Below are 21,997 nucleotides of genomic sequence, written 5' to 3'. Positions count from 1 at the left end.
GAAGATGACCAGCGCCGACGCCGTTGCGGTCGCGGTTTCGCCGGAAGCGATAGCCACGCGCCTTGCCGCTTTGCGCTATCTGGCTGACGACAGCCTTGCCACCGCGATCTTCCTCGCGATCCGCCTCGGCAAGCCGCTGCTGCTCGAAGGTGCGCCGGGCGTCGGCAAGACCGAGGCCGTCAAGGCGGTGGCCGACCTGCTCGGCCGTGAGCTGGTGCGACTGCAATGCTATGAAGGCATCGATGCCGGGCATGCGCTTTACGAGTGGAACTACCAGCGCCAGCTGCTCGCCATCCGCCATGCCGGCGAGCATGAGATCGACATCTATGACGACCGTTTTCTGATCGCCCGGCCGCTGCTGCAGGTGTTGCGCGCGCCGGAGCAACGTGTGCTCCTGGTCGACGAGATCGATCGCTCGGATCACGAGTTCGAGGCGCTGCTGCTCGAATTCCTCTCCGACTTCCAGATCAGCATCCCGGAACGCGGCACGATCCGTGCCGCCACGCAGCCGATCGTCATCCTCACGTCGAACCGTACGCGCGAGCTGGCCGAGGCGTTGCGCCGCCGCTGCGTCTATCACTGGATCGGCTATCCCGACGCCCAGCGCGAGGCCGAGATCATCATGCTGCGCTCGGGCAACGTCGCCGAGGCGACGGCAAAAGCGGTGGCGAATGCCGTGCAAGAGATCCGCGCGCGGCCCCTGGCCAAGCCGCCGGGCATCGCCGAAGCGGTCGAATGGGCGAATGCCGCGACCATCCTCGAAAAAGGCGGCAGCCCGTGGCCGCAAGCCTTCCGCCGCGCCATCGGCGTGCTGATCAAGGACGAGGAGGATCTTTCTTCGATCGCGCCCGAACTTGGCCGCATCGTCGAGGAGGCGCTAGGGTGACGCATAGTTTCACCAGGCCGAAGGCAGATAGATATCGCTCGCCTATCTCGCAGCGCTGGCGGGACAGCGCCCCCCTCTGTCCTGCCGGACATCTCCCCCACAAGGGGGGAGATCAGATGTCGCGCCGGCTTTCGCCAATCTTCAGCCTGGCAGAATTGAGCGGCGCGCCAACGCTGCCAATCTCCCCCCTTGTGGGGGAGATGTCCGGCAGGACAGAGGGGGGCGCGAAGGAATGATGCGTGGGGAAAGCTTGCCTCGTGCCGCCGCGCCTTTTCTCGGCTTCGCCCGCCTGCTGCGCCGTCACGCCTTCCCCATCGCGCCGCAACAGATCACCAGCTTCATGCAAGCGGTAACCCTGCTCGGGCCGCGCTCGATGAACGACATCCGCGAAGCAGCGCTTGCAACGCTGGCGCCCTCGCCCGATCGCCGCAATGAATTCGAGGCCCATTTCCGCGCCCATTTCTACGGCGATGCCAAACCTTCGATCCAAGGCGAGGAGGACGACCAAACCCGGTTCAAGGACGATCGCGGCACGCGCGAGGAAGAGAACCAGGTCGCCCGCCAGGAGAAAGGCGGCGAGTTGTCCTCGGCGCTCGAGCAGCTGAGCAGCCGGGATTTCCAGCGCGATCCCGATGGTCTCGGCCAGTTCCGCCGCAAGCTCGCCTCCGCCCTGCCAGCGCGCCGCTCCTTCCGCACCGCGCGCACCCGCTCGCGCGGCACGCTCGACCTCAGGCGCTCCCTGAGCGAAATCGTCAGCGCCGATGGCGACATCCCCTCGCCGCTGCTGCGCCGCCGGCAGGCCGTATCGCGAAAACTGCTTCTGCTCATCGATGTCTCCGGCTCGATGAAGCTGTACACCGCCGACTATCTCAAGCTGGCTCACGCAGCGGTGCAAGGCGCCGACCGCGCCGAAGTCTTCACCTTCGGCACGCGGCTCACCCGCATCACCTCGGCGCTTCGCATCCGCGACCGCGGACAGGCGCTGGCCCGCGCCGCGGCGCTCGTCGACGATTGGGACGGCGGCACGCGCATGGGCCCGACCTTGCTGGCCTTCCTGTCGGTGCCGCGCTTCTCCGCCTTCGCGCGCGGCGCCTGCGTCGTCATCCTGTCCGATGGCCTGGAACGCGGCAGCCATGCCGAGCTGGAGATCGCGATGCGGCGGTTCAGCGCCCGCGCCTTCCGGCTGTCGCTGGCGAGCCCGCTCGCCGGCGATCCGCGCTTTCGCCCGGAAACTGCGGCGCTCCGCGCCATCCTGCCGGCGCTCGACGATCTGGTCGACGGCTCGGCGATCAAGAGCCTGACCGATTTCATCCTGTCGCTCGCCCGTCCTGCGCCTGCGGCCGCTTCCATTTGGAAAAGGATATCGTGATGCAGAAAGCCATCGACGCGCATTTCCACATCTGGCGCCAGAAGGATCAGCCCTGGCTGGTCGGGCCGTTGGTGCCGCGCATCTTCGGCCCCTACGAGCCGATCCGCCGCGACTATCCGATCACGGAGTTCCTCGAGGACCAGAAAGGCTCGGGCGTCGAGAAGGCCGTCTATGTCCAGACCAACTGGGCCAAGGAGGATTTCGAGAAGGAAGTCGCCTTCCTGCAGGAGACCGCCGACGAAACCGGCTGGCCGCATGCCATCGTCGGCTACGCCGACATGACGGTCGACGATGTCCGCCCGCAGATCGACCGATTGAAAAAGTATCCGCTGCTGCGCGGCGTGCGCATGCAGCTCCACTGGCATGAGACGCCCGCTTTCCGTTTCGCCGCCTCGGCCGACCAGGTGATCGATCCGAAAGTGCGGAAGAACGTGGCGCGTTTGAAGGATTACGGCCTCTCCTTCGACCTGCAGCTCTTTCCCGCGCAGATGAAGGACGGGCTGACACTGGTCGGCGAAAACCCTCAGACGAATTTCATCCTCACCCATGCCGGCATGCTGACCGGCATGGAGCCGGAAACCACCGAAGCATGGAAGGCGGGTCTTCGCACGCTTTCGGCAGCACCCAATTTCTACGCCAAGCTGTCGGGGCTCGGCACCTTCGTCCACCGCAACGATCTGGGCCTCATCGGCTACATCGTCGACAACGCGATCGAGATTCTCGGCAGCGACCGGCTGATGTTCGGCTCGAACTTTCCGATCGAGAAGCTCTGGACCAGCCATGCCGAGCTGATCAAGGCGCACCGTGCAGCGGTTGCAAGGCACGGCGCCAAGGCGGAGGCGGACATCTTCTGGAATACGGCGGAGAGGGTTTATCGGCCAGTGTAGAGGTCTTCCCTTCTCCCCTTGTGGGGTGAGAAGCGGTCCGCGCAGCGGACGAGAAGCCAATTGCTTGGCTTTTCGAGCTTCGAACGCCCTGAGCCTGCGAAGGGCCGGGGGTGGATCGGCGCGCAGCGCCGAGACGGATGAGGGGTGCTCCAGCGGAGTGAGACGTTGGCTTTCCCTGGAACACGCCTCATCCGTCCGAGCTTCGCTCGGCCACCTTCTCCCACAGGGGAGAAGGGGAAGCCTGCGCCTCACCTCACCTCGACCTGTGGGTCGAGCGGTATCTGCAAAGCCGTCACCAGATGGCTCGTCTGTCCCGCAAGCCCGATGATCGACACCAGCTCGCCATGTTGCGCGTCCAGGGCGGAGCAAGGAGCGAAGCGACGCGCGCAGACCCGATGCCTCGGCGCCGGCATTGGCCGGCAGGAGCATGCAAACATCGCCGTGGCGCCGGCCCAGTCCAGAGCTTATCCAACAAACTTCCGTGTCGCCGTCTCGCCTGTTATGGATGAGCCCGCGGGTGGCCGAGGAAAACGCATGAAGCCGATTTACATCGACTACCTCAATGCTCTCGACATCGAAGCGCTTGCCATGGCCGACGCCGAGATCATCGGCGCCGTCGAAGCCGGACTCGTCGCGCAGGGCAACGGCCAGACCGTTATCGAGCCGCGGGTCCATCTCGAGCCGGATCCCTCCTTTAACGGCCACTTCAACGTGCTGCGCGGCTATGTGGCGCCGCTCGACACAGCCGGCGTGAAGATCGTCGGAGACTATGTCGACAACTACAGGCATGGCTTGTCGTCGGAATTCGGCATCCTCAACCTTTTCGATCCGCGCACCGGCGCGCCACGCGCCATCCTCGATGCCACCGTCATCACCGACATGCGCACCGGCGCGGTCACCGCCATCGGCGCCAAGCATCTGGCGAAGAAGTCGTCCAAGGTGCTCGGCCATATCGGCGCGCGCGGCACCGCCTATTGGAACGTGCGCCTGCTCGACCACCTCTTCGATTTCGACGAGATCCGCGTCCATTCGCGCCGTCCGGAAAGCCGCGATAGCTTTGTCGCGAGGCTGGCGGCCGACCTCGGCAAACCGGTCATGGCCGTGGCCGACTGGAAAAGCTGCGTCGAAGGCGCCGACATCGTCGTCGAAGCCTCGCGGTTGCCGGAACCGCAGCCGCTGCTCAAGACCGAATGGATCAAGCGCGGCGCGCTGGTCGTGCCCTATGGCACGATGAGCGCGGTTGAGCTGTCATTGACCGACATCATGCAGAAGATCGTCGTCGACGACTGGGGCCAGTGCAAGGGCGGCAAGTTCGGCTCGCTGCGCGCCCATGTCGAGACGGGACGGCTGAGCGAGGCGACGCTGCACGCCGAGCTCGGCCAGATCGCCGCCGGCCTCAAACCCGGCCGGCAAAGCGATGGCGAGACCATCCTGTTCTGGCATCGCGGCCTCTCGCTCTCCGACATCGCGCTCGGCAAGGCGATGCTCGCCAAGGCCGGCGAAAACGGCGTCGGCCAGAGGCTGCGCTTCGCATGAGCCCGCTCGTTCTCACCGGCGCCGGGGTCAGCATCGAGGATGTGGTTGCCGCCGCGCGCAACGCCTGCAAGGTCGAGGTCACGCCGGCAGTCCTCGAAAAGCTCGACAAGGCTCGCCAGGTTCTCGATGCAGCCGCGGCCGGCGGCCAGCAGATTTACGGGCTGAACACCGGGCTCGGCGCCAATCTCGTCACGGCTGTCGAAGGCGACGCCGGCGCCTTCCAGCGCCAGTTGATCGAGGGCCGTAGCGCCGCCGTCGGCGAAGCCCTACCGGTGCCGGTGGTGCGGGCGGCAATGTTCGCCCGCGTTGCGATGCTCGCTTCCGGCGGCTCGGGCCTGTCGCCGCGCGTGTTCACCGCGCTGGTCGAAGCGCTCAATGCCGGCGTGCATCCGGTGATGCCGTCGCTGGGTTCGATCGGCGCCGGCGACCTTCTGCTGATGACGGCGGTCGCCCGCGTGCTGATCGGCGATGGCGAAGCCGAATATCAGGGCCGCCGCATGCCTGCCGCCAAGGCGCTGATGATGGCGCGCCTTGCACCCGTCATTCTCTCACCGAAGGACGGTCTATCGCTGATCAACGCTTCAGCGGTTTCCGTCGGGACCGCGGCGCTGGCGCTGACCGATGCGCTGTCGGCGCTCGAACAACAGCAGCAGGCCGGCGCGCTCACGATGGAAGGCATCGGCGCCAACCGCACCATCCTCGATCCGCGCCAGCATCAGGCACGCCCGGGCGCCTGCCAGCAGCTTGCGGCGAAGGCGCTGCGCGACCTGTTGGCGCGCAATGAGGCGCCGGCGCCGACCACCATCCAGGACCCGCTGTCGATCCGCTGCATGCCCTCGATCCACGGCGCGCTGACCCAGGCGATCGACCATGCCAGGCTGGCTGTCGAGATCGAGCTCAACGCCGCCGCCGACAATCCGCTGGTGCTTGCCGAGGACGAGCTGGTCATGTCGACCGGCAATTTTCACACCGCGTCGCTGGCGCTTGCCTTCGAGACGCTCGGCCTGGCGATCGCCCAATGCGCGGCAGCGTCCGCCGCCCGCTTCGTCCAGCTCACCGGCTCGACCCGCCACGGCCTGCCGAAATATCTGTCGCCGGTCGGCGGTGCCTCTGCCGGCTTCGTGCCGCTGCAGAAGACGGTGACGGCGATCCTGGCCGCGATCCGCCACAAGGCCAATCCGGTGATGCTCGATTTCCTGCCCGTGTCCGAGGGTGTCGAGGATCACGCCACGCAGACGCCGCTCGCTATCGCCAAATGCGCCGAGATGATCGTGCTATGGCGGCGGCTGATCGCCTTCGAGCTGATGGCGGCGGCGCAGGCTGTCGACTTGCGCGAGGGCATGGCGCTCGCGCCGGCCACCGGCGCGATCCACGCGGCCGTGCGCTCGCATGTTGCGACGCTCAGGGAAGACAGGCCGCTCGGCATCGATGTCGAAGCGCTCTATGCCGCTCTCGTCAGCGGAATCTGGCAAGGTCCCCCGGCCACGGGCTGACGCTTTTCGATTCTCGGTTCAGGGCTTTGCGCCCACCTTCTTCATGAAGAGGGTGAACTCGTCCGGATCCATGTGCACGACATGCCTGTCTTCCGGATAGGCGCCGCTGTTGACGTCGGCGACATATTCGGAAAACGCCGCAATGCGCTCCTGCTGCAGCCGGTCATATTCGGCGGCGAAATTGCGGTAGACTTTCGAGTGGCGCGGCATGTGACCGCGATTGGTGCCGAGAATATCCTCGGCGAACAGATATTGCGCGTCGCAGCCGGTGCCCGCGCCCATCGACAGCATGATCAGCGATGTGCGCTCTGAGATCGCCTTCGCCACTTCCACCGGCACCACCTCGATCTCGGCGCCGATCGCGCCGGCGGCCTCGAGCTGCCTGACGGCCTCGAACACCTGCATGGCGGTATCCGCGGTCTTGCCGACTGCCTTGAAGCCGCCGGTCCAGGTCGCGCGCGACGGGATCAGGCCGACATGGCCTATCACCGGGATGGCGTCGTCAGCCATGCGTTTGATCGTGGCGTAGCCGGCGCTGCAATAGACCGCGTCGGCGCCGGCCTTGTAGAGCCGGAACGACCAGCGCACGAAATCGTCGGCCGTGCCGATCTCGAAGAAATTGTCGCCCGGCATGGTGAAGAGGCTGGGCGCGGCGTCCCGATATTGCGGGTTGAGCACCAGTTCCGGCGGCACCGAGACGATATCCACCCCTGCCCGCTCGGCGGCTTCCGCCTCCTCCAGCGTCAGCACGCGCAGCATGGTCAGTTGCCGCTTGCCCTTCATGGCGCGCAAGTCGGCAACGGTCGGTCTCTTTCGGCTCATCGGTACATCCTGTTTTGTCTGGCGGCTTTCAGCCGATATCGATCATCACCTTACCGGCCTCGACCTTGACCGGATAGGTCTTGAGGTTGACGCAGACCGGCGCGCCCTTGGCCTGGCCGGTCTTGTAGTTGAAGCGGCCATTGTGCTTGGGGCATTCGATGATGTCGTCCATCACCAGCCCGTCGGCGAGATGGGCCTTTTCATGCGTGCAAAAACCGTCGGTCGCGAAGAACGCGTCCTCCGGCGAGCGGTAGATGGCGAAAGTGCGGCCGCCATGATCGAAGCGGATCACATCCTCCTCGTCCACGTCGTCCACCGCGCATGCTTCGACCCACTCCGCCATCGTCCGTCTCCAATTTGCCTATGCTGCGCCTATTCGGCGGCCGCGGCCGTTATGTCGAGATCGTGGAATTCGCCGCGATAAGGCTTGGCCGTCGGCGGCAATTCGCGCTTGAGATAATAGTCCTCGTATTTCAGTTGCCTGAGCAGCACCGGCCAGACCTCGCGATAGGCATGCCACATCGACGGATTCGGCTCCGGCAAATCGTGCTTGATCAATTCATGCAATTTCGGCAGCGCGTGGTAGGGCACCATCGGGAACATGTGGTGCTCCACATGGTAGTTCATGTTCCAGTAGATGAAGCGGCTGATCGGGTTCATGTAGACGGTGCGCGTGTTCAGCCGGTGGTCGGTGACGTTGTCGGCGAGCCCGATGTGCTGCAACAGCCCCGTCGTCACCATGTGCCAGGTGCCGTAGAGGCGCGGCAGGCCGATCAGCACCAGCGGTATCCATGACCCAAGCGCGATCGCGACAGCGATCGTCGCAGCATAGACGACCATGTGCCAGCGCGCCGCGGTCACCGCCTTGTGCTGCTCCATCTCAGGAATGTAGCTCTTCTCCTCGTCCGACAATGTGCCGAAGGCCTGGCGCACCAGCGTCGGCAACGAATAGCGGAAGTCGAGGATGCCCGTGAAAGCGAGCGCCGCCTTGATGAGGTCGGGCGGCCGCATCACCGCGATCTCGGCGTCGCGGCCGACGATGATGGTGTCGGTGTGGTGGCGCGCATGGCTCCAGCGCCACTGCACCGGGTTGCGCATCAGCATGAACGAGGCGATGTGGTAGACGACGTCGTTCATCCAGCGCGTGCGGAAGGCGGTGCCGTGGCCGCATTCGTGCCAGCGCGAGTCGCTCGACGAGCCGTAGAGCACGCCATAGACGAACAGGAACGGCACGACCCACCACGTGCCCCAGAACCAGACGATGCCGACCGCCGAGCCCAGGATCGCGACGATCCAGATGATGGTGTCGCGGATCGCCGGCCCATCGGAGCGCTGCATCAATTCCTTCATGGTCTTGCGCGGCACGTCGGTATGGTACCACTCGGCCGAGGCGAGCCCGGTCTCGATCGCAAGCCGGGTGCTTTCGCCGACAAGGCTGTAGTCGCGCTTCTTTGCCATCGTCACATCGGCCTCCAATCTTCACTGAGCGCTGGCAATCCGGTCCGCCGGCCGGAGGGCTTGCTATGGATAGTCGTCGCGCTCATCCCCTGCCCGCCAGTCTTGGGAAATTGCCGGAGGGCCGAGGATAATCCTGCTCGGGCTGGTGGGCGATGGCCGCTATCCTGCGTTCCGCATCGGCAATCGCATCCTTGCCATCAAGAACGCGAAACACGGCGTCATAGGCACGGGTCTCGCCATGCTCCAGCCAAATCATCTCGCCGCGCTGGCGCGCGGCAAGATTGCCGAGCACATGATGGGTCGAGGGCTCGATGCCAAGCGCATACTGCCCGGCCTGGAAATTCTGCCACTCATAGCAACAAGGCAACTGGTCCTTACGGGTGACGACCTCGAAGCCGAGCCCGAGACGGTCGTTGACAACGGCGACCGGCACCTCGCCGCTGGTGTCGGCGCCAAGCTCGTGCTGCCAGACCTGCTCGCTGAAACCAGGCAGCGGTGCCGGAGTGGTGCGGTAGCCGACCTTCTGCGCTTCGTAGCGCTCGCCTTCATGCGCGGCCCAGACCACGTCGCGGATCGGCGCCAGGTAGCGCGAGCCTTCGTCGAGCAGCGGATGCCCGACATTGACGTGGTAGAAATACATATGCGGAGTGCGGCGGAAGCCGTGGTTGACGACGCGGTCCGAGAGCCGGATCTCGCTGCCGCCGACATCGGCTTCGATGCGGCGGACGAGATGCAGGTCCTCACCGAACACGCTTGCCTGCTGGACGATCCCTTCAGCCCACAAAATGCAGCGGTCGCCGTCCCAGCTCTCGCCATAGCCGGTCAGCCGCGCCGGGATGGTGCCGATGCGCCCGTGCAGCGAATGCGTCACGGTCTTGCGTCCGGGATAGTTGTAGTTCTCGGCCGGCACCTCGTTGCGGCCGAGAATATGGTCGAGGCCGCAGGTGACCAGCAGGCCGGAAAAGGACCGGCCCCAGGCAAAACCATCCTCGCCTTCATAATCATGCAGGCCAGGATGGCGAAAACCGCTCGGCGAGTGCCAGCCGATCGCCTGGCCCTTGTACTCGCAATCGGCGATGTCGAGCGCGCGGTCGACCAGCGCGGTGAAGCGCAGGCCCGAGCCGGTACGGAACTCGAGCATGCGGATGCCGCGCTCGACGCCATCGCCCAGCGTCATCAGCCGCACGCCGGCGAATTGCGACAGCATGCCGGAGCGTTCGGCGACCTGCCGGCGCGAAAGCGTCTGGCCGTAGAGCTTCACCATGCCGTCACTGCGCCCTTTTCATCAGGGCCGACAGGTCGGCGCCGGTTATCAGGCTTTCCACGGTCAGGAGATCGGTGTCGGCAACCGTCTGCTCGGCGACGATCTCGCCGCGGCGCATGACGATGATGCGGTCGGCGACCTCGAAGACGTGGTGGATGTTGTGGGTGATCAAGAGCACCGAATGCCCGGCCCCGCGCATCTCTTTCACGAAGCGCAGCACGCCATGCGTCTCCTCGACGCCGAGATTATTGGTCGGCTCGTCAAGGATGATCACCTTGGCGGCGAACTGCATGGCGCGCGAGATCGCGATCGACTGCCGCTCGCCGCCGGAAAGCGTTGAGACCAATGCATCGGCGTCGAGCTTCTTCGAGATGCCGACGCGCTTGAGAAGCGCCGACGCCGCATCGCGCAATTTGGCGAGGTCGAGCGGCGCGAAGACGCCCAGCCATTTGAGATTGACCGGCTCGCGGCCGAGGAACAAGTTGCGCGCGATGCTGAGGTCGGGCGCAAGCGAGGTGTCCTGGTGGATGGTCTCGATCCCGAGGTCCATCGCCTCGCGCGTCGAGCGGATCGAGACCTTTTCGCCGCGCACATAGATATCGCCGCGATCGATCGGGAAGACGCCCGAGATCGCTTTGATCAGCGTCGATTTGCCGGCGCCATTGTCGCCCAGCAACGCCACTACCTCGCCTTCCCTGAGCGTCAGCGAGGCATTCTTCAGCGCGCGCACGCTGCCGAAGGATTTTTGCAGATTCTGCAGCCGGAGCACTTCCTGTATCATCGTCAGCTCCTTGCTGCGTTTTTCTGCAGCAGCGCGTGCAGGATGAGCATGGCGAGGATGATGACGCCGACGAAGATGTTGTAGGCCAGCCCTGGCACGCCGACGAGCACGATGCCGTTGCGGATCGCCCGCAGCATCAGCGCGCCGACGATGGTGCCGAGGATCGTGCCGCGGCCGCCCGTCAGCGCCGTGCCGCCGACCACGACCATGGCGATCACCTCCAGCTCGTAGCCCGTGCCCGCGACCGGCGAAGCCGCCGAGATGCGGAAAGCGCTGATCATGCCGGCGAGCCCGGCGAGCACCGAGGTCAGGATGAACAGCCAGATCTTGACCGCGTCGGCCGGCACGCCGCGCGCCACCGCCGCGTTGCGGTTGGAGCCGATGGCGCTGATCCAGTTGCCGAGCTTGGCGTAGCGCAACACATAGACCGAAAGCAGCGACAGCCCGATGAACCACCAGAGCGAGGTGTAGAAACGGAACGCGCCGATGTTGAAGCTGCCGGCGAGCAGCGTGACGAAGAAGCCCGGCTGGTCCCAGGACTTCAGCGGAAAGCCCTGAGTGATGTAGAGCGCGGCACCTCGCACGATAAGCAACATCGACAGCGTCACCAGGAAGGACGAGATGCCGATCTTGGTGACGATCACGCCGTTGATCGCGCCGATCGCGATACACAGCAGAAGCCCGGCGAGCAGCGCCACGCCGATATCGACCCCGGCATTCTGCACCAGCAGCATCACCACCACTGGGGCCAGCGCGAACACCGCGCCGACCGACAGGTCGAATTCACCGGCGGTCAGGAGCAGCGTCATGCCGAGCGCGATAATGCCGAGCTCCGGCAGGAACGCCATCATGTTGGAGATGTTGAGCGGCGACAGGAAATTGCCGTCGGCGAGCGCGAACACCGCCAGAAGCGCGATGAGGATGACGAAGGAGGAGAATTGCGGCGAGCGCATCAGGCTCGACCTGCCTTTCGCGCGCCCCGCGCCGTCTTCCGAGGTGACGGCCCCGACTTGCTGAACCATGACTTGATCAACCATGCTTTCTGCCTTGCGCCCGCCGCTCGCGTGGCGGGCGCAAAATTCTCTCACTTCTTGTCGTAGAGCTTCAGGATCGGTTCGACGCTGGAGGCGTCGTAGAGGCCGAAGGTATGAATGTCGTAGCCGATCGGCTCGCCCGAGGCCGCGAGACCGAGCAGCGCGACCGGCATGAAGCCTTGCGCCGACGGATACTGCCAGGCGGCGGCGTTGACGAAACCGTCCTTGACCGCCTGCGCCGTCTCCTTGGAATTGCCCCAGCCGACGACCGGGATCTTGCCGGCCGGAATGCCGGCGCCGTCGAACACCCGCTTGACGCTGGCCGCCACGGAATCGCCGAGCGCGATGATCGCCGGCGGATTGTTGGCGACCATATAGTCGGTCATCTTGGCGATGATGCCGGCCGGATCGGTGCCGCAATCGACCACGTCATACTTGATGCCGAGCGGATCGAAGACGCCGGCGATGCCTTCCGTCTCGAGCTGCTGGTAGCTGGCGCCGGGCACCTCGACCGGCAGGAACACCTTGTCGCCCTGCTTTACCATCTTGTGGTCGACGAGGTACTTCGCCCAGATGGCGCCGGCTTCCTTGAGATCGGCGCCGACATAGGCTTGGCGGCCGGTGGCCGGATCGTCCGTATTGAAGAACACGATCGGTATGCCGGCGGCCTTGGCAGCCTTCACTTCCTCGGTCCACAGCCCCGGCTGCGCCGAGGTCGTGGCAATGCCGTCCGGCTTGGCGGCGAGCGCCGAGTTGAAGGCTTCCTTCTGCGCCGCCATGTCGCCGCCGCTGAAGGAGATCTTGCAGGTCACCTTGAGCTGGTCGCAGGCCTTTGTCGCGCCGGCGTTCCAGTCGATCCAGAACGCGTCCGACGGCCCACCATGCGACAAGAGATAGAATGTCTTCTGGCCGTCTGCGGCCTGCGCGGCCGAGCCGAACGCAACGCCGGCGAATACGGTCGCCGCGGCCGCCAGTTTCAATCCGAATTTCAACATCTGGTTTCCTCCACCTTGTGTTCCTGCAAAGCCGCGGGCACCGTCCGAGCAACGGCGCCCGCGCGACTCCTTAGAGGCCGTTGGCGCGCAGCTTCCCGTCGAGGAATTTCTTCGCGCGCGGCACGTCGTCTTCCGACAGATGCTCGATGATGACCGGGATGTTCGGGTGCTTCTCGGCGAGACGCTTGAGGTAGAGGTCGTAGTTCAGCGAGCCGAGGCCGGGCGCCGGCAGCTCGATCTCGCCGACACCGCGGAAGGTGTGGCTTTCCATCGCGTCGGCATCGCCGATATCGGCATGCTTCTCCGACTTGTCGTCGCCCGAGCGCTTGACGTCCTTGGCGTGGGCTATTCTGATTTTATCGGCCAGCGTGTCGAAGACCTGGTTTAGGATCTGGTCCATCCGGTCGATGTTGTGGGTCTCGAAGTAGTTCGTCGGGTCCATCAGCAGGCCGAGGCCGGGATGGTTGACCTGCGCGAACATCTTCACCGTCTCCTCGACCGAGCCGACGACGTTGTTGACATAGGTTTCAAGCAAGAAGACCGCGCCATGGTCGTAAGCTGTCTGGGCAAGGTCGGCGATCACCTTGCGGCACTCCTCGAAGCCTTCCTCGGTCTTGTTCTTCGGGTGATGCACCCAGTCGGACTCGGTGTTGTAGGTGCCGGTTTCCGAGATCACGTAAGGCGAGCCGAAATGGCGCGCATTGCGGATGATCTCCTTGAGATAGCCAACGCGCTTCTCGCGCTCCGCCTTGTCCGGATGGATGATGTTGGTGTAGCCCGACACGCAGCAGATCGGCAGGTTATGGTCGCGGAACGTGTCGCGCACCTTCTTCGCTTTGTCCGTGGTGATCTGGCCGGCCGAGAGATCGATGTCCTTGAAGTGCAGGTCGAGTTGCACCGTGTTGAAGCCGAGACCGCGGATCTTCTGCGCCGTCTCCTCGAGGCCGTACGGGAAATAGCCCGTGAAAATACCTGCCTGCATCATGATCTTGAATTCCTCCCTGTAAGCGATTCAGTTGCCAGTGATTTCAGTTGATTGGGATTTCGGAGAGCTTGACCGTGCGGCCCTCTGCCATCGAGCGGTAGCCCGCCTCGACCAGCGCCATGGTCTTGACGTTGTCGGCGACGGAGAGCGCCGGCGGCGTGCCAGTCTTCACGGCGTGCTGTAGCTGTTCCATCACGCCGATGAAGGCATGCGGGAACCACATCGTTTCCCAGCTCGGGCTCACCCATTCGCCGCCGGTCGTCTCGGCCGAAGCGTAGGTCAGCGTCGAGGCCGCACCGGTCGGCCAGCCGATCGTGCCCTTGGCGACGCCCTTGGTGCCGTCGACGCGCCAGTTGATGTGCTGGTCGTCCTTGTAGCCTTCTTGCCGCGGGCCGGACCAGACGTCTTCGAGCGAGACGGCAAGCACGCCCGACGGAAAGCGCAGCGTCGAGACGGTGATGCCGTCGGAGTGGTCGAACTGGGTGCGCGGGTCCTTGCGCGTCAGCGTCGTGATCTCATCCGGATCGCCGAACAGGAAGCGCAACACATCGAGGTGGTGCACGCTCATATTGGCGAGCGTCAGCCGGTCGTAGCCTTGAAGGAAGGTCTGCCAGTGCGGAATCGCATGCATGTCGATCTGCGCGAAGACGATGTCGCCCAGCGCGCCGCTGTCGATGATCTGCTTCAACACGCGCATCGACTGATCGTAGCGCATGTTCTGGTTGACCGAGAGGATCTTGCCGGCCTTCGCCGCCTCGTCGCGCAGCTTGACGGCTTCCTCGACCGACAGCGCCAGAGCCTTCTGCGCCAGGATCGCCTTGATGTGCTTTTGCTTCAGCGCATGGCGGATCAGCGCCGGCTGCTGGTCCGGCGGAAATGCCAGGTCGATGATGTCGACGTTGGTATCGTCGATCAGCTGTTCCGGCGTCTCGTGTACGGTCGGAATGCCCCAGCGGGTGGCGACCTTCTGAGCATTCGCCTTGGTGCGCGAGGCGATCGCCACCACCGGAAAGCCCGCTTCCTTGTAGGCCGCCAGATGGCACTCGGCCATGATCATGCCGGCGCCGACGCAGCCGATCCGGTATTCCCTGGTGCGAACCTTGACGTCCGGCTCGAAACCTTTTCCTGCCATCTCTTCCTCCCGAAATTCTGTCCTCGCGGCCGTCACAGCGCGCCTCCGTCCTGGCCGAAATAATGCACTTTGGCCGGCCCGCAGGATATCGCCACCATCGCATCCGGCCTGATATCGGGTTGCCCGCGCAGCAACGCCCTGAGCCGCGCCTGTCCTGCAGCGAGCGTCACCACGGTGTAGCCGCCGAGCGGCTCGACCTCGAACACCCGCGCCGGGCGGCCTTCCGCCGTCCCGTTGTCCGTCCAGGGCCGCACCTTGATATCTTCGGGCCTCAGCCCGATCTCGATCGCCTCGGCAGGCGCTTTGGCATCGGCAATGCGGATTGTCCCTTCGGCCGCCTCGATGCCGCTTGCGCCGCGCACCGACGGCAGGATGTTCATCATCGGGGAACCCAGCATACGCGCCACATAGGCGCTGGCCGGCCGGTCGTAGATTTCGGCCGGCGCGCCGATCTGCCTGATGCGGCCATTCTCCAGGATCGCCATGCGGTCGGCGACCGACATCGCCTCCTCCTGGTCGTGCGTGACGTAGATCAGCGTCTTGCCGAGCTCGCGCTGGATGCGCTTAAGCTCGACGCGCGTCTCCTCGCGCAGCCGCGCATCGAGCGCCGAGATCGGATCGTCCATCAGGTAGGCGGCCGGGTCGCGCACCAAAGCGCGCGCGATCGCCACGCGCTGCCGTTCGCCGCCGGAAAGCTGCGCCGGCGGCTTGTGCAGGATGTGGCCGATGTGAAGTTTTGCCGCGACATCGGCCAGCCGCTTCTCGATCTCGGCCTCTGCCACCTTCCGCTCGACCAGCGGGAAGCGGACATTGTCGCGCGCGCTCATATGCGGGAACAGCGCCAGGTTCTGGAATACCATGGCGACGTTGCGCTCGGCCGGCGACACGCTGTTGACCGGTTTGCCGCCGATCAGGATCTCGCCTTGGTCCGGCTGCTCCAATCCAAGCACCAGACGCAGGATCGTCGACTTGCCCGACAGCGGCGGACCGAAGAAGCAGAAGAACTCGTTATCGTTGACGGTGAAGGAAGCGTCGTCGACGGCAAGCGTGTTGCCGTAGCGCTTCGTGACGTTGCGGAAGACGATGTCAGCCATGTTCAGCCCGCCCTCACTGCAACGCCAGTGGCGGCGTCGAAGACGCGCACCGACGGGGCCGGCGGCGCGACCACCGCCGTCTGCCCGACCGACAGCCCGACATCGTTCTCGAACACGGCCTTCACCGCGCTCTCGTCTTCGCCGAGATGGACGATGGTGCGCGCGCCGATCCGTTCGACGAAGCTCACCGGCATGGACAGCCCGCGTTCGGCAAGCGTCACCTGCTCCGGCCGGAACCCATAGAGCACGTCGCCGCGCACCGTTCTCACGGCCGAAGCGAGTTCATCCGGCAAAGGCGGTGTGACGCCGAGCGGCCCGAGATCAATCACCAGCCCGCGATCGCTTTCGGCCGGCCTGCCTTTGAGCAGGTTCATGCCCGGGGCGCCGATGAAGCGAGCGACGAAGACATTGGCCGGATTGTTGTAGACTTCGAGCGGCGTGCCGACCTGCTGCAGCACGCCGTGATCCATCACCGCGATGCGGTCGGCCATGGTCATCGCTTCAAGCTGGTCATGCGTGACATAGACCATCGTCTGCCTGAACTGGCGCTGCAGCTGCTTGAGCTCGGTGCGCATCACCGCGCGGAAGGCGGCGTCGACATTGGACAAAGGCTCGTCGAGCAGGAAGATCGCCGGCTCCATGATCGCCGAGCGGCCGATCGCCACGCGTTGCAGGATGTTGACGGAGAGCCGGTCCGCCTTGCGGTCGAGCAGCGGCGAAAGCTGCAGCATCTCGGCGATGGCGCCGACGCGGCGGTCGATCTCGGCCTTGGCGGCGCCGCGCATCCTCGGTCCGTAGGCAAGGTTCTGCCGCACCGTCATATGAGTGAAGATGGCGTAGTTCTGGAACACGAAGCCGACGCCGCGCCGTCCCATCGGCACGCCGGCCATGTCGCGCTCGCCGAACAGGATCTTGCCGCTGGTCGGCTCCTCCATGCCGGCAATCATGTTCATCGTCGTCGACTTGCCGCAGCCGGACGGCCCGAGCAGCGCCATGAACTCGCCATCGGCGATTTCGAGATCCATCGTCTTCAGCGCGGTGAAGTCGCCGAATTTCTTGACCAGGTTCTGAAGATGGATGGTGCTCATGCCGGCACCTCCCGGCCCTTTGCCATGCGCTTCATGGCGTAGACCGCGACGATCGAGAGCACGATCAGAATGGCTAAAGCGATCGCCGCCACATAACCCCAGATCAGGTCCTGCGTGGTGACCTTGTAGATGTAGACGGAGATCGTCTCGGTGGCGACGCCGGGGCCACCGCCGGTCATGATGTAAAGCGTGTCGAAGATCTTGAAGTTCTCGATCACCCGGATCGCCAGCGCGATGGTGATGATCGTCTTCATCTTCGGCAGCACGATGGTGACGAAGCGCTGCCAGGCATTGGCGCCGAGCAGGGTCGCCGCCTTCATCTGGTCTTCCGGCACGCCGACCAGGCCGGCGAGCAGGATAAGGAACATCAGCGGCGTCCACTGCCAAATGTCGGCGATCATGACCGCAATCAGCGCCAGGTTCGGATCCGACAGCCAGGCGATGGTCACCGGAGTGCCGAGGATCCGCGACAGGATATCGTTCACCGGGCCGCCCGACTGGAACAGCATGAAGAACATGTAGCCGGCGACCGCGGGCACGACCATCATCGGCATCAAGAGGATCGAATAGAAGATGCGCTTGCCCGGAAAGTCGTCGGCAAACAGCGTCGCCAGCGCCAAACCCAGCAGGAACTCGGCCGGCACGCAGACCAGCATGACGATCGCGGTGCGCTGCAGCGCGCTCCAGAAGCGCGTGTCGGCCGCAAGGTCGGTGTAGTTGGCAAAGCTGTTCCACATCTCCCAGGCATTCCACCAGCCGACGCCCGAAAGCGGCGACCAGTCGGTGACGCTGATGTAGAGCTGCATCAAAAGCGGAAAGGCCGAGATGAACAGCACCAGGATCTGCGCCGGCAAGGTCAGGCGGAAGCCCAGCCGCGCGCCCTCGTCAGGCGTGGCGGGCTTTGTCCGCGCGCCCATCTCGTCCTCCGAAATCGTCGCCGTCACCGCGCTCATTGCTTGAGCGCTCCGAAGGTCAGCCCGCGCACCAGGTGACGCTGGATGGCGATGCCCATGATCACCGGCGGCACCGCCGCGATCAGGCCGAGCGCGGCCTTGGCGCCGTAGAGCTGCCCGGTCATCGAGGAGGACAGCGACGCCATGTAGACGGGAACCGTCACCCATTCGCGCGTGGTGAGCAGCAGCGCGATGAGATAATCCGACCAGTTGAGGATGAAGACGAAGAGCGCGGCGCTCGCCAGCGGCGCGCGCATCATCGGCAGCGTGATGCGGGTGAAGACGCGCAGCCGCGAGCAGCCCTCGACCAGTGCGGCCTCCTCGATCTCGCGCGGCATGTCGTCGAAGAAGGTCTTCATCAGCCAGAAGGCGAAGGGCAGCGTGACGATGCCGTAGATCAGCGCCAGCCCTAACCACGTGTCGTTGAGGTTGAGGAAGGCCCACATGATCATCACTGGGATCATCACGGCCATCGGCGGAAACAGCCTGAGCTGGATCAGCGCCAGCGGCAGGTTCTGACCCGAGCCGAAGCGCGACAGGCCATAGGCCGCGGCGGTACCCGCCGACATGGCGATCACGGTTCCGAACACGGCCGAGAGCAGCGACGACAGGATCGGCTTCAGCGCCGTATGGTCGAGTGCGACGATCAGGTCGTTGTCGGATTCGCCGAAGACGAAGCGGAAATTGCTGAGCGTCGGATGCTTCGGCCACCAGGTGAGATCGGCGCCGGTCGCCGACCACTCGCCGATCGGCTTGAAGGCCATCGACACCATCCACAGGATCGGCACCAGCGTCACCGCCATCGCCGCGAGGATCGCGGCGTAACGAAATATCTCGAAGGGAACGGAACGCTTCATCTGGCTGCTTTGCTGGTGGCGTGGGAAGGAGGGGAAGAGCTGACGCCCCTCCCCTCCGGCTCTGATCCAGGGAGGCGGATCAGCTGATCGGATCGAGAACCGTGGGCCAGGCCTCCTTGTTGGTCTTGATGGCTTCGAGGAGCTTGTCCTCGCCGATGCGCCGCGCGATCTTCTTCCATTCGCGTTCGGTGTCGGCCATCGCCTGCTCCGGCGTCTTGGCCTTGGTCAGCGAGGCCACAAGATTCTCGTCGAGCGCGTTGTGGAAGGCGGTGGCGCCCGGATAGTTGATGGTCGGCACCGTGCGCGCCACCGTCTCGCGCACCACGTCCATGTGGTAGGCGTGATAAGTCTGGCGTACGAGCGGATCGGAGAAGTCGGAGAGCCGGAAAGGATCGAGATAGCCGCCGGGATTGGCGCTCATCCAGGCATAGATGCGGGCGGAGCCGAGCCACTGCAGCAACAGGTAGGCTGCCTCCGGATTCTTCGACTGCGACGAAACCATGCCGGTCAGCGAGAACCAGAGCACCGAACGGCTGATCAGCTTGCCGTCGATCTCGCGCCCCGGCGGCAGCATCGAGCCGATCTTGCCGGTGACAGCCGAATCCTTGTTGCCGGCATTGTCGAGGAATTTCGGCAAGTTGGAGAAGGCGCAGGTCATCGCCGCGCCGCCCTTGGCGAAGTTGCCATACTGCTCCGGCCAGCCCCACGAGATCGCGTCCGGCGAATGATGCGCCAGCGACTCCACATATTCCTTGGTGGCGGCGATGCCTTGCTCGGAATTGATCAGCGGCTTGCCGTCGTCGCCAAACAGGAATTGGTTGGGCGAGGCCATCGAGACGTAGCGCTGGTACCAATTGGTGTACCCCCAGCCCTGGTTGCGCAGGTCGGTGGAGCCGAACAGGCCCTTGTCCGGCCGCCGGAAGAAGGCCGCGACGTCGCTGTGCTGCTTCCAGGTCTTCGGCGGGGCCAGGTCGTAGCCGTATTTGTCCTTGAAGGCCTTTTGCTCGGCGGCATCGCCGAACAGGTCCTTGCGATAGACCCAGGTCTGGAAGTCGCCGTCGAGCGACACGCCATAGGTCGAGCCGCGATACTGGTTGAGCAGCGACACGCCCTTGGCGCCGTTGACGTAGCCCTGTTTGGGGTCGTCCCATTCCGGCTTGTGCTTGGCGACGAAGTCGTCGAGCTTGGCGATGCCGCCGGTCTCGGCGAGATCGCCGAGGCGGTTCCATTCGGTCGAATAGATGTCGTAAGCGCCACCCTTGGTGGAGATGTCCTGCATCGTCTTGGTGAATTCCTGGCCATTCGGCAGGCCGACGATCTCGATCTGGATGCCGGTTTCCTTCTCCCACAGATCCTTGATGGACGGCGCGCCGGCAGGGAAAGGCTTGGTCAACTGGCCGATCGAGCCGTCGGACAGGCCGAGAACGATCTTCGTCGGTGCCTTGCCGGACGCCTTCAGCGCCTTGGCCGCCTCGACCGCGCGCCCTTCCGGCGTGTCGGGTCCGTACTGATAGCGCTCCGCGCCGTCGAAGCCGGTCGGCCCGCCGATCATGCCGGGCGCCAGCGCGTCCGCCGCGAAGGCGCGGCCGGGACGAATGAACTGCGGTGCAATACCAGTCGCGGCGACGAAGACAGCCGCCTTTCCTCCGGACGCCAACAGGCGGCGCCGCGACATGCGGATCAGTTGAGACATCGAATTCCTCCCTCGGGGCCTGTTCCTCCATGGCCCACGTGAGGGATATTGACGACAGTGCATGAAGCCTGTCAACATCATAAATGCTCAAAATACGTCATAAGATCGCAGATGAGGGAGAAAATGCCGTCCGCCGAACCCATCACAGCGCACCCATTGCTTGGATTTGAGGGGCTTTCGCCCCGATCCGCCCGGCCTGGCCGGACCTTCGCCGCCTTATGTACCGCGCCGGCTTGCGCGCAAGCCAAGGGCGGTTACATCATTTCACATCAGAATCGCGGGCGCTGCCGAGGCGTTTTCCGGAACTGAGTGGAAGCTGCGTGATTTTGATGCTTGCGATGAGGTGCTCGACGTGCGGTCAACCCTGACAGACATAGCCCGGGAAGCCGGCGTTTCTCCCGCCACGGTCGACCGCGTGCTCAACAACCGGCCGGGGGTACGCGCCCGCACGCGCGAGATCGTCATCGAGATGGCGCAGCGCCTGGGCTACATCGCCGAGACCCCGAACGGGACGCCGCAACGGTCCGTGCCGGGCCAGACGGTCAGGCTCGATTTCGCGCTGCCGGCCGGCACCAACTCCTTCATCAAGCTCTTACACCGGCACATCGAGGCGCAGGCATTGACGCGGCCCGATCTCGACGTCCGCGTGACGACCATCGAAGGCTTCAACCCCGACCGGCTCGCCCGCCTGCTGCAGGACCTGCATGGCCAGACGCAAGGCGTCGGGGTCATTGCGCTCGACCATCCGACGGTGCGGGAGGCAATCCGCTCGTTGTCGGCGAGCGACATCAAGGTCGTCACCATCGCCTCCGACATCCTGCATGTGCCGAGGGTCGCCTATATCGGCATCGACAACCGGGCCGCGGGCCGGTTGGCCGGCTATCTGCTCAACCGCTTCATGGGCGCCGGCCATCCTGGCAAAGTCGCGCTGTTCGCAGGCTCGCTCGCCTATCGCGGCCATGAGGAACGCGAGATGGGTTTCCGCCATATCCTCGCCGAAGAATCGCCAAACCTCGAAATCGTCGAGATGCGCGAAATGCTCGACGATCGCGAAAAGGCCTATTCGGAAGCCTCCGCATTGCTCGAGCGCCACCCCGACCTTGCCGCGATCTACAATGTCGGCGCCGGCAACACCGGCATCGCCCGAGCGCTCAAGGAACGCGGACGGGCGAACGAGATCATCTTCCTCGGCCATGAGGTGACCGACGGCACGAAGGAGCTTTTGCTCGACGGCACGCTCGACGCGGTGATCGACCAGAACCCGCGCGTCGAGGCCAGGGAGGCGCTCAACATCCTGTCGCATTCGGTCAGAGGATTGCCCTACGAGCTGCACCAGCCTCGGCTGCAAGTGATCTTCCGCGAGAGCATCCCGGAGATTTAGGTCTCTCTCAAACTCCCCCGATTTGCTAATTCCTCGACGCAGGATTTTGACCGGTCGGCTCTGTTTGCGTCGGCAGGTGCATGCGTTGGAGATTGGCCGAAACGCCCATCGCGATCGTCATTCCAGGGCGGAGCAGGAGCGACGCTCCGTCGCGAAGACCCTGGAATCCATTCCGTGACCTTGCCGTGGGGTGCAGCGGTGCGGAATTCTGGACCGTGGCAACGCCTCGACGTCACGGAATGGATTCTATGGTCTGCGCGCGTCGCTTCGCTCCTTGCTCCGCCATAGA

The 21,997-nt window shown here is 64.7% G+C and carries 20 protein-coding genes and 1 pseudogene; 6 read left to right on the top strand and 15 right to left on the bottom strand.

The window, feature by feature from the left end:
- Window positions 1–4: 4 nt before the first annotated feature.
- The 3 genes from FJ419_RS24710 (at window position 5) to FJ419_RS24695 (ending at window position 3,142) form a co-directional block, all read left to right on the top strand.
- A complete protein-coding gene (locus FJ419_RS24710; RefSeq protein ID WP_140699283.1) occupies window positions 5–886 on the top strand; it encodes a MoxR family ATPase in 882 nt (293 codons plus the stop codon).
- 232 nt (window positions 887–1,118) lie between these two features.
- On the top strand, window positions 1,119–2,255 hold the full coding sequence (locus FJ419_RS24700; RefSeq protein WP_140699279.1) for a VWA domain-containing protein: 1,137 nt from the start codon (window positions 1,119–1,121) through the stop codon (window positions 2,253–2,255).
- Window positions 2,255–3,142, top strand: a complete 888-nt coding sequence (locus tag FJ419_RS24695) for an amidohydrolase (protein WP_181170798.1) — start codon at window positions 2,255–2,257, stop codon at window positions 3,140–3,142. Before FJ419_RS24700 ends, FJ419_RS24695 begins: the two co-directional genes overlap by 1 nt.
- A gap of 248 nt (window positions 3,143–3,390) precedes the next feature.
- On the opposite strand, the pseudogene FJ419_RS31285 reads toward FJ419_RS24695, so the two are convergent.
- Window positions 3,391–3,498: pseudogene (locus tag FJ419_RS31285) on the bottom strand (carboxymuconolactone decarboxylase family protein); the annotation flags it as partial.
- 178 nt (window positions 3,499–3,676) lie between these two features.
- Here FJ419_RS31285 and FJ419_RS24685 point away from each other — a divergent pair.
- A complete protein-coding gene (locus FJ419_RS24685; RefSeq protein WP_140699273.1) occupies window positions 3,677–4,678 on the top strand; it encodes an ornithine cyclodeaminase family protein in 1,002 nt (333 codons plus the stop codon).
- Window positions 4,675–6,171 (top strand): histidine ammonia-lyase, encoded by a 1,497-nt coding sequence (gene hutH / locus FJ419_RS24680; RefSeq protein WP_140699270.1) that lies wholly within the window; start codon window positions 4,675–4,677, stop codon window positions 6,169–6,171. Before FJ419_RS24685 ends, hutH begins: the two co-directional genes overlap by 4 nt.
- 18 nt (window positions 6,172–6,189) lie before the next feature.
- Here the strand turns inward: hutH and FJ419_RS24675 are convergent, their stop codons facing one another.
- From FJ419_RS24675 to FJ419_RS24610, 14 genes are all read right to left on the bottom strand, one after another.
- Complete coding sequence (locus FJ419_RS24675) at window positions 6,190–6,993, bottom strand: 3-methyl-2-oxobutanoate hydroxymethyltransferase (protein WP_140699266.1); 804 nt, start codon at window positions 6,991–6,993, stop codon at window positions 6,190–6,192.
- Between the two features lie 28 nt (window positions 6,994–7,021).
- Window positions 7,022–7,336 carry a MocE family 2Fe-2S type ferredoxin gene (locus tag FJ419_RS24670; protein WP_140699262.1) on the bottom strand — a complete coding sequence of 105 codons (315 nt, stop codon included), beginning with the start codon at window positions 7,334–7,336 and terminating at the stop codon, window positions 7,022–7,024.
- Window positions 7,337–7,365: 29 nt separating this feature from the next.
- Window positions 7,366–8,451: a fatty acid desaturase family protein gene (locus tag FJ419_RS24665; RefSeq protein WP_140699437.1), complete on the bottom strand. Its 1,086-nt coding sequence runs from the start codon at window positions 8,449–8,451 to the stop codon at window positions 7,366–7,368.
- 82 nt (window positions 8,452–8,533) lie between these two features.
- Window positions 8,534–9,715, bottom strand: coding sequence for an aldose 1-epimerase family protein (locus tag FJ419_RS24660; protein ID WP_140699259.1), 1,182 nt, complete (start codon window positions 9,713–9,715; stop codon window positions 8,534–8,536).
- Between the two features lie 4 nt (window positions 9,716–9,719).
- Complete coding sequence (locus FJ419_RS24655) at window positions 9,720–10,496, bottom strand: ATP-binding cassette domain-containing protein (RefSeq protein WP_140699256.1); 777 nt, start codon at window positions 10,494–10,496, stop codon at window positions 9,720–9,722.
- A 2-nt stretch (window positions 10,497–10,498) separates the two neighbouring features.
- The gene (locus FJ419_RS24650) at window positions 10,499–11,518 is read right to left on the bottom strand and encodes an ABC transporter permease (RefSeq protein ID WP_181170802.1); all 1,020 of its coding nucleotides are present in this window, start codon (window positions 11,516–11,518) and stop codon (window positions 10,499–10,501) included.
- A 62-nt stretch (window positions 11,519–11,580) separates the two neighbouring features.
- Window positions 11,581–12,525 (bottom strand): substrate-binding domain-containing protein, encoded by a 945-nt coding sequence (locus FJ419_RS24645; protein WP_140699253.1) that lies wholly within the window; start codon window positions 12,523–12,525, stop codon window positions 11,581–11,583.
- A 70-nt stretch (window positions 12,526–12,595) separates the two neighbouring features.
- Window positions 12,596–13,510 carry a sugar phosphate isomerase/epimerase gene (locus FJ419_RS24640; RefSeq protein ID WP_140699250.1) on the bottom strand — a complete coding sequence of 305 codons (915 nt, stop codon included), beginning with the start codon at window positions 13,508–13,510 and terminating at the stop codon, window positions 12,596–12,598.
- 43 nt (window positions 13,511–13,553) lie between these two features.
- Complete coding sequence (locus tag FJ419_RS24635) at window positions 13,554–14,642, bottom strand: Gfo/Idh/MocA family oxidoreductase (RefSeq protein ID WP_140699247.1); 1,089 nt, start codon at window positions 14,640–14,642, stop codon at window positions 13,554–13,556.
- A 32-nt stretch (window positions 14,643–14,674) separates the two neighbouring features.
- Window positions 14,675–15,736, bottom strand: coding sequence for an ABC transporter ATP-binding protein (locus FJ419_RS24630; RefSeq protein WP_140699244.1), 1,062 nt, complete (start codon window positions 15,734–15,736; stop codon window positions 14,675–14,677).
- Window positions 15,737–15,738: 2 nt separating this feature from the next.
- A complete protein-coding gene (locus tag FJ419_RS24625; protein ID WP_140699241.1) occupies window positions 15,739–16,824 on the bottom strand; it encodes an ABC transporter ATP-binding protein in 1,086 nt (361 codons plus the stop codon).
- The gene (locus tag FJ419_RS24620) at window positions 16,821–17,777 is read right to left on the bottom strand and encodes a sugar ABC transporter permease (protein ID WP_140699238.1); all 957 of its coding nucleotides are present in this window, start codon (window positions 17,775–17,777) and stop codon (window positions 16,821–16,823) included. The genes FJ419_RS24625 and FJ419_RS24620 overlap by 4 nt, the downstream gene beginning before the upstream one ends.
- Complete coding sequence (locus tag FJ419_RS24615) at window positions 17,774–18,634, bottom strand: carbohydrate ABC transporter permease (protein WP_140699234.1); 861 nt, start codon at window positions 18,632–18,634, stop codon at window positions 17,774–17,776. Before FJ419_RS24615 ends, FJ419_RS24620 begins: the two co-directional genes overlap by 4 nt.
- A 79-nt stretch (window positions 18,635–18,713) precedes the next feature.
- A complete protein-coding gene (locus FJ419_RS24610) occupies window positions 18,714–20,327 on the bottom strand; it encodes an extracellular solute-binding protein (protein ID WP_140699230.1) in 1,614 nt (537 codons plus the stop codon).
- A 352-nt stretch (window positions 20,328–20,679) separates the two neighbouring features.
- On the opposite strand from FJ419_RS24610, the gene FJ419_RS24605 reads away from it, so the two are divergent.
- Window positions 20,680–21,708: a LacI family DNA-binding transcriptional regulator gene (locus FJ419_RS24605; RefSeq protein ID WP_140699226.1), complete on the top strand. Its 1,029-nt coding sequence runs from the start codon at window positions 20,680–20,682 to the stop codon at window positions 21,706–21,708.
- The last annotated feature ends 289 nt before the right edge of the window (window positions 21,709–21,997 follow it).

Source organism: Mesorhizobium sp. B2-6-2, from assembly GCF_006440615.1.
GTDB lineage: Bacteria > Pseudomonadota > Alphaproteobacteria > Rhizobiales > Rhizobiaceae > Mesorhizobium.
Note: the sequence above shows the minus strand (reverse complement) of the source record. Positions and strands in the feature narration are given on the sequence as shown.